At 43.7% G+C, this 12321-nt stretch carries 15 protein-coding genes; 9 read left to right on the top strand and 6 right to left on the bottom strand.

What is annotated here, in order from left to right:
• Window positions 1-10 precede the first annotated feature (10 nt).
• Window positions 11-763, top strand: coding sequence for a DUF4184 family protein (locus tag ASG16_RS29810; RefSeq protein WP_056488249.1), 753 nt, complete (start codon window positions 11-13; stop codon window positions 761-763).
• A gap of 32 nt (window positions 764-795) precedes the next feature.
• On the opposite strand, the gene ASG16_RS29805 is transcribed toward ASG16_RS29810, so the two are convergent.
• Together ASG16_RS29805 and ASG16_RS29795 are read right to left on the bottom strand one after the other, a co-directional pair.
• On the bottom strand, window positions 796-1746 hold the full coding sequence (locus tag ASG16_RS29805) for an AAA family ATPase (protein WP_048033366.1): 951 nt from the start codon (window positions 1744-1746) through the stop codon (window positions 796-798).
• Window positions 1747-1965: 219 nt separating this feature from the next.
• Window positions 1966-2337 carry a hypothetical protein gene (locus ASG16_RS29795; RefSeq protein ID WP_056488242.1) on the bottom strand — a complete coding sequence of 124 codons (372 nt, stop codon included), beginning with the start codon at window positions 2335-2337 and terminating at the stop codon, window positions 1966-1968.
• A gap of 193 nt (window positions 2338-2530) precedes the next feature.
• On the opposite strand from ASG16_RS29795, the gene ASG16_RS29790 reads away from it, so the two are divergent.
• The 6 genes from ASG16_RS29790 (at window position 2531) to glnA (ending at window position 8684) form a co-directional block, all read left to right on the top strand.
• Window positions 2531-2974 carry a hypothetical protein gene (locus ASG16_RS29790; protein WP_056488239.1) on the top strand — a complete coding sequence of 148 codons (444 nt, stop codon included), beginning with the start codon at window positions 2531-2533 and terminating at the stop codon, window positions 2972-2974.
• A gap of 178 nt (window positions 2975-3152) precedes the next feature.
• Complete coding sequence (locus ASG16_RS29785) at window positions 3153-4070, top strand: RNA ligase family protein (RefSeq protein WP_056488236.1); 918 nt, start codon at window positions 3153-3155, stop codon at window positions 4068-4070.
• An 87-nt stretch (window positions 4071-4157) separates the two neighbouring features.
• Window positions 4158-5450: a GTPase HflX gene (hflX, locus tag ASG16_RS29780; RefSeq protein WP_048033361.1), complete on the top strand. Its 1293-nt coding sequence runs from the start codon at window positions 4158-4160 to the stop codon at window positions 5448-5450.
• A gap of 7 nt (window positions 5451-5457) precedes the next feature.
• Window positions 5458-6735 (top strand): methionine gamma-lyase family protein, encoded by a 1278-nt coding sequence (locus tag ASG16_RS29775; RefSeq protein ID WP_056488233.1) that lies wholly within the window; start codon window positions 5458-5460, stop codon window positions 6733-6735.
• Between the two features lie 168 nt (window positions 6736-6903).
• A complete protein-coding gene (locus tag ASG16_RS29770) occupies window positions 6904-7314 on the top strand; it encodes a MerR family transcriptional regulator (protein WP_007719086.1) in 411 nt (136 codons plus the stop codon).
• Between the two features lie 35 nt (window positions 7315-7349).
• A complete protein-coding gene (gene glnA / locus ASG16_RS29765) occupies window positions 7350-8684 on the top strand; it encodes a type I glutamate--ammonia ligase (protein ID WP_048033359.1) in 1335 nt (444 codons plus the stop codon).
• Between the two features lie 112 nt (window positions 8685-8796).
• On the opposite strand, the gene ASG16_RS31725 is transcribed toward glnA, so the two are convergent.
• From ASG16_RS31725 to ASG16_RS29745, 3 genes are all read right to left on the bottom strand, one after another.
• Window positions 8797-8931 (bottom strand): IS3 family transposase, encoded by a 135-nt coding sequence (locus tag ASG16_RS31725; protein WP_370444425.1) that lies wholly within the window; start codon window positions 8929-8931, stop codon window positions 8797-8799.
• A 336-nt stretch (window positions 8932-9267) separates the two neighbouring features.
• Window positions 9268-9642 carry a hypothetical protein gene (locus ASG16_RS29750; RefSeq protein WP_241970857.1) on the bottom strand — a complete coding sequence of 125 codons (375 nt, stop codon included), beginning with the start codon at window positions 9640-9642 and terminating at the stop codon, window positions 9268-9270.
• Window positions 9643-9794: 152 nt separating this feature from the next.
• Window positions 9795-10424, bottom strand: a complete 630-nt coding sequence (locus tag ASG16_RS29745) for a hypothetical protein (protein ID WP_048033357.1) — start codon at window positions 10422-10424, stop codon at window positions 9795-9797.
• A 481-nt stretch (window positions 10425-10905) separates the two neighbouring features.
• On the opposite strand from ASG16_RS29745, the gene ASG16_RS30620 reads away from it, so the two are divergent.
• Both ASG16_RS30620 and ASG16_RS31445 read left to right on the top strand, forming a co-directional pair.
• Entirely contained in the window at window positions 10906-11133 is a 228-nt protein-coding gene (locus ASG16_RS30620; protein ID WP_133257458.1) for a hypothetical protein, read from the top strand.
• A gap of 200 nt (window positions 11134-11333) precedes the next feature.
• Complete coding sequence (locus ASG16_RS31445; RefSeq protein WP_056488227.1) at window positions 11334-11540, top strand: ATP-dependent DNA ligase; 207 nt, start codon at window positions 11334-11336, stop codon at window positions 11538-11540.
• Window positions 11541-11772: 232 nt separating this feature from the next.
• On the opposite strand, the gene ASG16_RS31110 is transcribed toward ASG16_RS31445, so the two are convergent.
• Window positions 11773-12291 carry a hypothetical protein gene (locus tag ASG16_RS31110; RefSeq protein ID WP_198674294.1) on the bottom strand — a complete coding sequence of 173 codons (519 nt, stop codon included), beginning with the start codon at window positions 12289-12291 and terminating at the stop codon, window positions 11773-11775.
• Window positions 12292-12321 lie beyond the last annotated feature (30 nt).

The raw sequence follows: 12321 nt of genomic DNA, 5'->3' as shown, positions 1-12321 counted from the left end.
GAGTAAGTGCATGCCTTTTACTTTTGCTCATCCGGCTATTGTACTGCCGTTACGCAAATGCAAGTGGTTTTCGTTCTCTGCACTCGTTTTTGGCAGTATGGCACCGGATTTTGAGTATTTCTTCCGGATGCAGCCATTCAGCGTGTACAGTCACACCATGCTCGGATTGTGGCTGGTTGATTTGCCTATCGCGATCCTATTAGCTTTTTTGTACCAGTACGTGGTCAAGAAACCGATGCTTGCGCGTTTGCCAGAGTGGATTGGACGAGGACTGGACTATACAAACAATCGAAGCAGATTGCCAGCGTGGCGAACGGCAAGTGTATTTATGTACTCCGCGTTACTCGGAAGTTTAAGTCATATCGCATGGGACGCCTTCACTCATGACGGTGGTCGTATGGTTGACCACTTCTTGTTCTTACAACAATCCATCTCGTTCGCTCATTATCAAGTGCCGGTTTACAAGCTGCTGCAACACGGTAGTACCCTTTTCGGCGGCTTGGCTATTTTGTATGTCATTGCGCGAAGTTCGAGGAAAAACAAACAGATCACTATGAAACAAGTACCTGCCTTGGAAAAATGGTTGTTCTGGTTCGGAGTGGGGTTGTTTGGTATCGTGACAGTCTTTTTACACGCATTCCTGGTAAAAGGAATTTCACCCTTCGTCCATCCTTTGCAGCAAGTGGTTCCGTTTCTCTCGGGATCACTGCTTGGAATCGTGGTGCTCTGCTTCACTTTGGACAGGCTCAGATTAAAAAAGTAGAATCCCTCAAAAAATGAGGGATTTTATTGTTTCTAAATGGAAAAATCCTCAGACTTCAGATTCATTAAATCATCACGGGTTGGGTCAGGAATTTTGAGCAATCTAACAGCTTGCACACGTATCGCCTTTTCAATATTATTTCGTACATATCTCGCATTGCTGAAATTTACATGAAATGGATCACTCGTTACTGTCAGCAGTCTTCTTCTCAGTTTTTCACTTGCTTCAGCAGAGATTCTATACTCCTTGTTCTTTGCCATTAGATGTGCAATATCCATCAACTCATCAACCTCATAATCAGCAAAGTTGATGTGGACGGGAAAGCGTGAGGGCAGTCCCGGATTTAACTCAAGGAATGTATCCATTTCATCATTGTACCCTGCTATTATACAGACGAAATCATTGCCAAAGTCCTCCAGGCATTTTGTAAGACAGTCTACAGCCTCTTTTCCAAAATCTTTTTCACCGCCACGAGCTAATGAGTAGGCCTCATCGATAAACAGTATTCCGCCCATGGCTTTCTTAACAAGATCACGGGTCTTTTGTGCCGTGTGTCCAATAAATTCACCAACGAGATCTGCACGTTCAACTTCAGTTAGATGGCCCTTCGTTAAAACACCCATTTCCTTAAAGATCTTTCCGAAAAGGCGTGCAATTGTTGTTTTCCCAGTACCGGGATTTCCTTTAAAAACCATATGGAAAACTTGCTTCTCAATTTTAAGCCCATGTCGTTCCCTTGCTTTATTCATTTTGATGAGCGCATAAATTTCATAGATCGTTTTCTTGGCTTCATGTAAACCAATCAGGCTTTCTAATTCTTCAAAAACAGTTGTTAAATTGGAACTCGACGTGGTACGAACTATTTCAGGTAAAGTATTTAGCTGCTTAACACTTACTGGTCGATTGAATACAACTTGAATTCGATTATTACTACTTGAAGATTCGAGCACCTCCGTTTGAGGAATGGCTCCTGCTTGCTTCACATGTTTCACCTGCCTTGACCATCATACAGAAAGTATACTCAGGAACATCGGAAAACCTGCCAATTTTTACGCAAGAGATCGAATTGGACAAGTCATTTATGGGTAACGAATTTGGGCCAGCAGTTATTGTTGCGGCAATTACTACAAAGATATCCCTCCAAGAAACGAAAAAGCCGCTCTTTTTGAGCGGCTATCCTGTTCTATTTCCCAAGAGTAATATCAGTATTTAATATAGGCAGTACCAGTGGATGTAGTCCAAGCACTTCCACTTACTCGTAAAAGATAATGACCTTTAGGCAAATCAACAATTGTACCTCCACCATAAGCATTGGCGGTCATATACGCTACTTCTTTGCCATCGCCTATAGTTATAATAGCAACTCTAACGTCGCCTCCTTCTTTGTTAGTCCATCCGTATTCAACAGATCGATCAGTGTCCAGATAAATTTGTTCAGTCGAAGTAAGGTTTGAGCCAAAGAAGTAGAAATTCCAATTTACTGTTTTCTCTGCTGCTGATGCTACTGGTACTATTACCAAAACAAACATGAGCATAAGCGTGAAAATTGAACCTTTGTTAAACAATTTGTTCATAAATTATATTCCTTTCATAATTGAAATTTTTGGAAATATAACAGGAATATTAATATTATACATTAATTCCGATAAGAAGCAATTATTTGAAGAATTGTGTTTAAATAGATTAATATCCATATTTTGATAATTAAAAAGTAATAACATAAACTAGCTTAAGTACTATCCTTAAAATTCGAAATGAGGTGTAATTATGTCAAAAATCAGCAAGGTTGTATTAGCAAGTACCCTAGCACTCACTGGAATTGTTGGATTGTTCCCGGTTAACATCTCCAAGGCAAATGTTGCTGATTCTCAAGCAGAGGCTGCTAGTATCACTCCTCAACAAACTTATGCCGATGCGAAAAAAGGGCAGTCAGCCAAAAGTAGTAATATTAACGGTGCTGGGCAATATGGGCGTATCAATCTTACTATCGAAAACAATGTAACTTCCGCTACCGCTCGAGTCATGAAAGTGGTTAGCTGGGGATTTGATCAAGAAATCGCTTCAGTTAGTATTAATTACGAGGATTCCTATAATGGTATTAGAAGCGCAACAAAAGATGTTTGGTTAGAATCGGGTACGCTCTATTACATCGAGCTAAATGTCTCTCAAGACCAAAATGCAAGTGCTGGACTCAGTAATTATACTTGGTAATCTCGATTGACTACTGGTACTTCCCAAAAGAATGATACCAAGTCAGATAAAACGACCATTACTCCGTAAGAAAAGAGTGATGGTCGTTTTGTTATCTTCAACGATTCCTGTTGGAAATTCCACAATATGATATAATCTTCCAAAATAAAGGGCTTTACCAAATATGCGGAGGAACAAGATGGAGCAAAAGAAATATACGGACGTCATACGTCTCGGCCATCAAACGACAGAAGGTGTATTCAAGGAAGGCGATTCCATTATCATTCAAGAAAAGCTTGACGGGGCGAATGCAAGCTTTCGATACGATGAAGAAACAAACTGCATCCGGGCATTCTCTCGAAATATGGAATTGCATGAGGAAGAGAATCTGCACGGCTTTTTCCAATGGACACAACAGCTCCCGAAAGAGGAAATCGTGGCGGGCATGGTTTATTTCGGAGAGTGGTTGAATCCGCATAAAATCAAATACCCTCAGTATGAAAAGCAGTTCTTTATATTTGATATGTACGATACCGCTGCCTGCGAATATGTGGATTTCGCTATCGTGGAAAGGGAAGCGCAGCGGCTTGGCTTGCATCTCGTGCCGGTCTTTTATCGGGGGGAATACCAAGGGGAAGAGCATCTCAAATCGTTTGTCGGCAAAACAGCGCTAGGTGGCAAGCTTCGAGATGAAGAAATCGGTGAGGGCATTGTCGTGAAAAATGCCGATTATCGGGATCGTTTTGGACGGCAGCTATTTGTCAAAATCGTCACGGATGTATTTAGTGAAGTCAAACGTCAAAAGCCACTGAAAGACCCGAATCAACCGAAATCGGAAGAAGTGTTGTTTGTAGAGCAGTATGTGACGCTCGCACGTGTGGAGAAGTTTCTCTACAAATTGATTGATGAAGGTGTAGTGGAAGAGACATTTGGCGTCAAAGACATGGGGGTTATTCTGAAAAATTTGAATCTCCGCATTCATGAAGATCTCCTCAAGGAAGAGGCGGATGCCCTGCCTGATGGATATGATGAGAAGGAGCTCCGCAAAGTGATTAGCAAAGCGATTCCGCTTTTTGTGAAGGAGATTTTCTCGGAGAAAGCGGCAGGTAACCCATGACTAAAAGTTGATTTCAGTTGACGTGCCCTGCTGTCGTAACGTTTTGGGCAAAATGTGGTATGATAGTGCATGAAGGGGCGTGAATCGGTGAACGATCTGATCAAAACGCAAGAAACAGCCATACTGGTTGGTTGCTATTTAGATAACCGGGATGAAGAAAGAACCCGTCTTTCCATGGAAGAATTGCATGAGCTGGCCGATACTGCTGGTGTAGAAGTACTGGACGTCATCACGCAGAATCGGGACCGGGTTGATTCTGCCTGGTATTTGGGGACAGGAAAAATTGATGAAATCGCGCAGAGAGCCGAAGAGCTGGATGTGGACGTCATCATTTTCAACGATGAGTTGTCCCCGAGTCAGACTCGTAATTTGGATAAAGTTTTTGATTGCAAAGTGATTGATCGCACGCAGCTCATTTTGGATATTTTTGCAGGACGTGCACAGTCGCGCGAAGGGAAAATCCAGGTAGAGCTGGCGCAGTACAACTACTTGCTGCCGCGTCTTGCCGGGCAAGGGAAACAGCTTTCCCGTCTCGGAGGCGGTATCGGTACGCGTGGTCCAGGTGAAACCAAGCTGGAAAGTGACCGCCGTCATATTCGCAAGCGGATCAGTGAGCTCAAGCAGCAATTAGAGGATACCGTTCGGACGAGACAATTGCATCGGGAGCGTCGGAAGAAAAACAATGTGTTCCAGATTGCGTTGGTCGGCTATACGAATGCTGGGAAGTCGACGATCCTTAACAAGCTTACGAATGCAAACACGTTGCAGGAAGACAAACTGTTTGCCACTTTGGACCCGACGACCAGGCAATTGGAGTTGCCGAGCGGACTCGATGTGCTTTTAACAGATACAGTTGGTTTTATTCAGGACTTGCCAACGAGTCTGGTCGCTGCATTCCGTTCGACACTGGAAGGTGTGAAGGAAGCGGACCTCATCCTGCATGTGGTGGATAGTCATCACCCTGATTTTCAAGTACACATGGAAGTTGTAGACAAGATTTTGCGCGAGCTAAAAGCAGAAGAAATTCCGCAGCTAGTCGTTTTCAACAAGGCAGATATGCTTGCAGAGGGATCTTACTTGCCGCGTGCAGACGAATCGATTCTGATTTCTGCCATGCGGGAAGATGACCTGAAGCAACTGCTCAGCCGGATTGAGTCATTTGCTCTGCAATCTTTCAATGAGATGAAGCTGCGCGTTCCTGTTGAGCGCGGAGACATTCTCTCCCTTCTGCATCGGGATGGGGTAGAGATGGAACAAGAATTTAATGAAGAGGAAGCGGCCTACTTGATCACCGTCCGTGTGAACAAGGATAATCCGATATACGGCAAGATTGCTCCTTTCCTCCTGGATAAACCAGAGACTGTTGAAGAGAGTTGGTAAGTAACAGATGTTTTCATATTTTTCCCATGGAGAAAAGCTTCGTCCCCTCGTAATGGAGGTAGAAGCGACGATCTCAGAGAGACATCGTCAAATTTCTGCTTTGGTGGATACAAATCAACTGAAAGTATTGCGTTCCTTCCAAAAGCATGAAGTCAATGAATTTCATTTTTCAACATCCACTGGCTATGGCTACGATGACTCCGGACGTGCAACGTTAGAATCGATTTACGCCGAGGTATTTGGTGGAGAAGCGGCATTGGTGCGAAACCATATTATCTCGGGTACGCATGCGATCGCGATTTCTTTGTTTGGCATTCTTCGTCCAGGCGACGATCTTCTCTATATTACGGGCAAACCGTACGATACGCTTGAAGAAGTAGTAGGTGTGCGCGGAGAAGGGCAAGGCTCACTCAAGGATTACGGCATCGGCTACAGCTACGTGCCTTTGACGCCAGAAGGTGAAATTGATTTTGTCGCAGTCGCACAAGCGATTACACCAAAGACGAAGGTTATTGGGATTCAACGTTCACGAGGCTATGCAGATCGACCTTCTTTCACCATTGCGAAAATCCAAGAAATGATTCGGGTTGTAAAAGAAATCAAGCCTGATCTGATCGTATTTGTAGATAACTGCTACGGAGAGTTCACGGAGGAGCAAGAGCCATTGCACGTAGGTGCAGATATCATGGCAGGCTCTCTCATCAAAAACCCGGGTGGCGGTCTGGTCAAAACAGGTGGTTATATAGTAGGACGCGAGGATTTGGTTCAGCTTGCTTCGTATCGGATGGCAGCACCGGGAATTGGCGCAGAGGGTGGTGCATCGCTCTATTCGCTATTGGAGATGTACCAAGGCTTTTTCTTGGCTCCACACGTAGTGGGAGAAGCTTTAAAGGGAGCGGTATTCTCTTCGGCAATGCTGGAACGTCTGGGCTTCAAAACAAATCCACTGTGGCATGAGCCGCGGACCGACCTGATTCAATCCGTGGAATTCGGCAGTGCGGAACGACTGATCACGTTTTGCCAAGGGATACAAAAAGCAGCACCAGTCGATTCACACGTCACTCCGTATCCAAGCGAAATGCCTGGATACGCTGATCCTGTCATTATGGCAGCAGGTACGTTTATTCAAGGGGCGAGCATCGAATTCTCGGCAGATGGCCCGATTCGTCCACCTTACTTGGGCTTCGTTCAAGGTGGTTTGACGTACTCCCACGTAAAAGTGGGGATTTTGACGGCGTTGAACGGGATGCTGGAAAAAGGCTTACTCGAAATAGCGAGTGAATAGGATAAAATCGCAAGGATTGAACGGCATTCTCTGGATGAAGGAGGATGCCGTTATTTCATGTAAAAAAACGTACATAACTTTCTGTGTAATATTATCTAACATCTATTGACAGGGATTTTGTTATAAAATAGAATAAGACTAAGAAATACGAAACAGGAGGGACAAGTCATGAGTGATGACCTTCGCCGGAATATGGCCCTCTTTCCCATTGGGATCGTCATGAAGCTGACGGATCTCACTGCGAGGCAAATCCGTTATTACGAGCAAAACGACCTGATTCAGCCCGCCCGCACAGAAGGGAAGCAGAGGCTCTTTTCTTTCAACGACGTAGATCGCTTGTTGGAGATCAAGGCTCTGATTGAAAAAGGACTGAATATCGCAGGGATCAAGCAAGTCCTGCAAATGCAAGAGCCTGCTTTGGAACAAACAGAGATTACGACGACGTCCGAAGAGAAACGCAAGGACATGTCCGACAAAGAGCTGCATCAGCTCCTAAGGCAACAGATTATGTATCGCGATGCCACTCGCCATGGCGAGGGTGCATTGATACGTGGAGAGCTTTCCCGCTTCTTCCACTAGATAGAAAGCCGATATAGAGACAGGAGGAGAGAAATGTGAGCAAGTTTACAAGAGAAGACATCATGCGCATGGCCCAAGAAGAGGACGTAAGGTATATCCGACTGCAGTTTACCGACCTGATGGGGATCATTAAAAACGTAGAAATCCCACTGTCCCAATTGCCAAAAGCACTCGATGGCAAAATGATGTTTGATGGTTCTTCCATCGAAGGCTTCGTTCGCATTGAGGAATCCGACATGTACCTGGTACCTGATCTGGATACATGGGTTGTATTCCCGTGGGGCAATGAGTTTGGTAAAATTGCACGTCTGATCTGTGATATCCACATGCCAGATGGCTCTCCATTCGAAGGAGATCCGCGCTACATCCTGAAGCGTGCCTTGAAAGAAGCCGAAGAAATGGGCTTCACAGCTTTCAACGTAGGTCCAGAGCCTGAATTTTTCCTATTCAAGCTGGATGCAAAAGGTGAGCCAACGCTGGATCTGAATGACCAAGGCGGATACTTCGACTTTGCTCCACTCGACTCCGGTGAAAACTGCCGTCGTGATATCGTATTGACATTGGAGAAAATGGGCTTTGAAGTGGAAGCATCTCACCACGAGGTAGCTCCAGGTCAACACGAAATCGACTTCAAGTATGCAAATGCACTCCAAGCAGCTGACCAAATCTTGACGTTCAAACTGGTTGTTAAAACGATCGCGCAAAAACACGGTCTGCATGCCACCTTCATGCCAAAACCGCTGTATGGTGTAGCTGGTTCCGGTATGCACGCGAACCAATCGCTGTTCCGTGGTAAAGAAAATGCTTTCTATGACGAGTCCGATGTAATGGGACTGAGCCAAACAGCGAAGCATTATCTGGCAGGTATTTTGCAGCATGCTCGCAGCTTTACAGCGATCACGAATCCGCTCGTAAACTCTTACAAGCGTTTGGTTCCTGGTTACGAGGCTCCTTGTTACGTAGCTTGGTCTGCAAAAAACCGTTCTCCATTGATCCGTATTCCTGCTTCCAGAGGCTTGAGCACACGTATTGAAGTACGTAGCCCAGACCCAGCAACGAACCCATACTTGGCGTTGGCAGTTATGCTGAAAGCTGGTTTGGACGGAATCAAAAACAAGCTTACGCCACCTGCTGCTATTGATCGCAACATCTACGTGATGACCGAGCAAGACCGCGAAGCCAACGGAATCGAGAACTTGCCTGCTACTTTGAAGGAAGCAATCGAGTGCCTGAAAGCAGATCCGGTGATTTGCGAAGCATTGGGCGAGCACGCATTGGTGCACTTTATTGAAGCGAAAGAAATTGAGTGGGATATGTTCCGTACACGCGTTCACGATTGGGAACGCGAGCAATACATGACTGCTTATTAATAAGCGAAACCCCTTGTGCCTGTATGGTCAAGGGCCCGTTTAGTGAACAGTAAGAAAAAACCGGGCCGTTAGGTCACTAGCTGGCGTCTGAATTCAACAGGCGTCAGCTTTTTTAATTTTCTCTGCGGGCATTTTCGTTGTTGTAGAAGTCAATGTACTCCTCAATTCGCCTTTGTGCCTCATCGATACTTCGGATATCATAAGGATAGGGCCCTTCCGTTTTAAGATGCGAGAAGAAACCCTCCATCGAGGCATTGTCATAACAGTTGCCTCTTCTAGACATGCTGATTTGGGCGCCAACCTTTGGCAGCATGTCGTTTGGAAACACCCTTTAATCTCATCTGAATTGCGTGCAACTTAGGTTCTTCACTATAATGCTTAAACTTCTGCCCTTTCTGTGCTGGCATAAAAATACACCCCCTAAAGTTTTCATCGGTAAACCGTAGGGGTTTTTCCAATGTCTACTTTAAGGGGTGCAATTCATTTAAGGAGACGGGTTTTTAACTTTTGTCTACGGAATTTGCGGGTACACGAAACAAATACTTTATTTGACCACGAGGTACAATTCGTAGCCAACGATTCGTTACTTCTGATTATCTTCAGGAAGTAGCGAATATTCTAAACCCATAAAACTAGCTACAGAGAGCTCTTCTTCGTTTATGACCTGAAATCGGTAATTAGCAGGAGACAGTAGCGCCTGGTTATCGGCTTCTGTCAAATTTTCTTTTAGCTTTAGCTGTTGCGAAATCGTATACCGATTCTCTTTACTGTTTAACTCAATTTGAACGTGTGAAGGAGTCTCAGCAAGCAAATTTTTAATGGTCTCGTTACCCGGCATATCTGCAAACGTAAAGTAAATGGGTTTTTCCGTATGCATCATTTTTTCTCTCAATTCGTCTGAAATTAAGATTCGTAGCGTAAGTTCTGCCGAATTACCGGTTTTTGTTATTTGAAGCACGGATGTTTTCAAATTCTCCCCAGTAATTTCTTCGAAATAATCGTAGACGCTTACATATGACTTCTCTTTAGGCACTGTTACTGATGAACTACCCTCGCTACAGCCACTAAGAAGAACTATGAACAGAAGGAGAAGGATATGGAGAGGTCGGATCATAGATCTTTTGACTTTTTACTAGAATACTCTTTGTACGAGTATTTGACGTTAACGTAGTTAGAATCTACTACTCTGCCTTGAAAATATTCGACTATGTTTCCAGTTGTTTTTACGGCTTTTGATCCGTATTCAACAGTTGTAATCGTACGCTTTGGTATGACCCAACTGTGGGTTGTTTCTATAGTGTCTTCTTTTCCAAATGAAACTTCTGCATTAATCCCCACTTTTCCCTCTATTAACCTCCAGTTGACTTTCGACTCGGCTTCCAGACCTATTTTTCCGGTCAGAAATGTTTTTCTTGTAACCTTCCTTGAAAAGGTATCGTTCTCGTTACTATCGTTCTCAATATCAGCTTCATAAGATTTTGATTTGTATAGGTCCTTCTTAGACTGTTCATACACTTTGCCAGTCATATCATTGCCTAAGGGACCAATCTTAGATGAATCACTCTTTGTAAGGGCATTTGTAAAATCATACTCTACTGGGTTCTCATATACATGTTCAACAATTTTTAGTTTACCTATTTTAATAGGCTCACCTTGAGATACTGCGAAGGCAGAACCAGCCCCAGATACTACTAAACTGCTAAGTAAGACAGTTGCGATAGAAAACTTCTTAATATTCATTCTTTTCCCTCCAGTATATTTAACGCAATTTTCAATGCCGGAATCATCATAACATATATTTCCAATTAATGTATATAACTGGATTGTTTTGTACTTGGAGATCTGGAGCCGACAATGACAATTAGGAAGCAGCGAGCGTGATTCCTTTCAACTCAGTAGATTAACTGCTTGGATAAAAGCGGGAGGGGTTTGTGATCCGATTAACAAACAAGCATAATAGAAAAAACAAATACTAAATGAAGACAAGAGCCCTCCAATGTTGAAGGGCTCTAATTTCTACATGTATAGCCCACCCACAAATCACCCACAAAATGATGAAAAGATTTGATGTCATTTGAAACAACAATAGGTGAAACGGTTGATTTTATGCGATTTCTAGGGGGTATTAAAACCGATTGAAAGCCAAGAATATGTTCCTCACACGCGTTCATGATTGGAGCGCGAGCAATATATGACTGCTTACATCTAAGTGAAACCCCTTGTGCCTGAGTCTGTAGCCGTTACGACAAGATTGTTCGATCCTGAAACCATCTGCTTTGGCGTAACTGTTATCTTCCATGCACCAGAACTTACCGATATAGGTACGTCTGCTCCACGATTCAAACGATACTTCATGTTCACATGTCTGTCTGGATCGGACACGGTACCGATGATCGATACGGGCGAACCATCAGATGTGCTTTCGCGTATACGACAGTACACAGTATGATTACAACGATAACTGTAAAATGGTTCGTGTCGACGAAGTGCGAGCTTGGTACGTTAGAAGAGGCAATGTGACGAAGTAATTGTAAATATCTGATTGTTGAGTATACAGAGTGTATATACTACAATATATACAACGACCAATAACCTTACATTTTCTCCTCGACATGTTCGTCGGGGATTTTTTAATATTAAGGTGACAGTATGTTCATTTCTCCGATGTTGCTCGAACAAGCTGATAAACTATTTTCGGACGGACGTTATGTCTTCGAGCCAAAGATAGACGGCCGCCGCCTGATCTTATCACGAAGAAACGGCGAGACACGACTTTATACAAGAAACAACAACGATGTAACAGCAAAATACTCGGAATTGATAATGGATGGTTGGACGGTGAGTTGGCGCTCATGAACCCAGACATAGAAATCCCTGACGTTGAGCTGACTATACAGCGATCCCAGTCGAAGCGATCGCAACTGCCGATATCTTACGTCGTGTTCGATATTCTACATGATGATGAAGCTGACCTTAGAGGGCTTTCCTTAATGGGGAATAAAGCTGTCCTTGGACGTACGATAATGGTTACCCAAACAATAAGCAAACCCGCCTCCTCAAAAAGGAGACGGGTTATTCTTGTTACACATTACGGGGTTGTAAATCTTATTTCTCCAGAAACAGGTATATATTGATTGTTATTATCTTTACTGCGATTTTTGATTTCAAAATAGTATTCGCCTGCTTTAGGGATTCTGAAGGTATGACCCATAGAATTCCTATTTCCTGTCCTTGTAACCTCGTGAACTTCATGATTGGTTGGATGGAGGATCTGCCACAAACTGTAAGTTACTTCAGTATTCCTAGCACTGGATTGAGTAACATATAACGTGAATCTACCTGAATTCCTTGCATCAAAGTGGTACTCTTCGGTAGTCAGCACATTGGTAAATGGAAAAAGATGTGTTGAAGCAGGTTGAGGAGAAACTTGCTTGTTAGATGTATTTTCTTGTTGAGCAAAAGCGGAAGGGGCACCGATGGCTAATACAGCAGAAGCCAAGATCACAGACAAAAACTGAAAACGATAGTGATGTGGTTCGGCTGAATTATTAGTCGTTTTCGACTCCAAGTAACGACATAAGAAAACGACCTCTCCATACGAATACAACACTCCTTTTTCTAGGAACGTAGCGCGGGA

Origin of the sequence: Brevibacillus sp. Leaf182, from assembly GCF_001423865.2 — a bacterium.
GTDB lineage: Bacteria > Bacillota > Bacilli > Brevibacillales > Brevibacillaceae > Brevibacillus > Brevibacillus brevis_C.
This window is presented reverse-complemented; position numbering and strand designations above follow the sequence as displayed.